We start from the raw sequence: 770 nt of genomic DNA, 5'->3' as shown, positions 1-770 counted from the left end.
GATAATTTGCAAAAAGCTCATGATGAAAATCAGGCTAAGCTGGCTGCAGCGGAGCAAGAGAAAGATGAAGCGGTTAAGGCTAATGAAGACTTAAAAGCACAGACAGCAGCTTTGACTAAACAAAAAGAGAATGCAGATAAAGCTTACAAAGATGCACAGGCTGCGATGGAAGAGAAGGACAAAGAATTAGAAACTGCTAAACAACTTGCCAAAACTGAACAAGATAAGTTGGATAATTTGCAAAAAGCTCATGATGAAAATCAGGCTAAGCTGGCTGCAGCGGAGCAAGAGAAAGATGAAGCGGTTAAGGCTAATGAAGACTTAAAAGCACAGACAGCAGCTTTGACTAAACAAAAAGAGAATGCAGATAAAGCTTACAAAGATGCACAGGCTGCGATGGAAGAGAAGGACAAAGAATTAGAAACTGCTAAACAACTTGCCAAAACTGAACAAGATAAGTTGGATAATTTGCAAAAAGCTCATGATGAAAATCAGGCTAAGCTGGCTGCAGCGGAGCAAGAGAAAGATGAAGCGGTTAAGGCTAATGAAGACTTAAAAGCACAGACAGCAGCTTTGACTAAACAAAAAGAGAATGCAGATAAAGCTTACAAAGATGCACAGGCTGCGATGGAAGAGAAGGACAAAGAATTAGAAACTGCTAAACAACTTGCCAAAACTGAACAAGATAAGTTGGATAATTTGCAAAAAGCTCATGATGAAAATCAGGCTAAGCTGGCTGCAGCGGAGCAAGAGAAAGATGAAGCGGTTAA

Annotated in this window: 1 protein-coding gene; it reads left to right on the top strand. The window is 40.1% G+C overall.

Annotation, left to right across the window (positions count from 1 at the left end; genetic code table 11):
- A partial coding sequence (locus tag RiCNE_RS07675; protein WP_204839972.1) for a coiled-coil domain-containing protein occupies window positions 1-770 on the top strand: 770 nt, incomplete at both ends.

It is taken from the genome of Rickettsia endosymbiont of Culicoides newsteadi (assembly GCF_002259525.1).
In the GTDB taxonomy this organism is placed as follows: Bacteria; Pseudomonadota; Alphaproteobacteria; order Rickettsiales; family Rickettsiaceae; genus Tisiphia.
The sequence above is the reverse complement of the archived record's forward strand: the minus strand, read 5'-3'. Positions and strand labels throughout refer to the sequence as shown.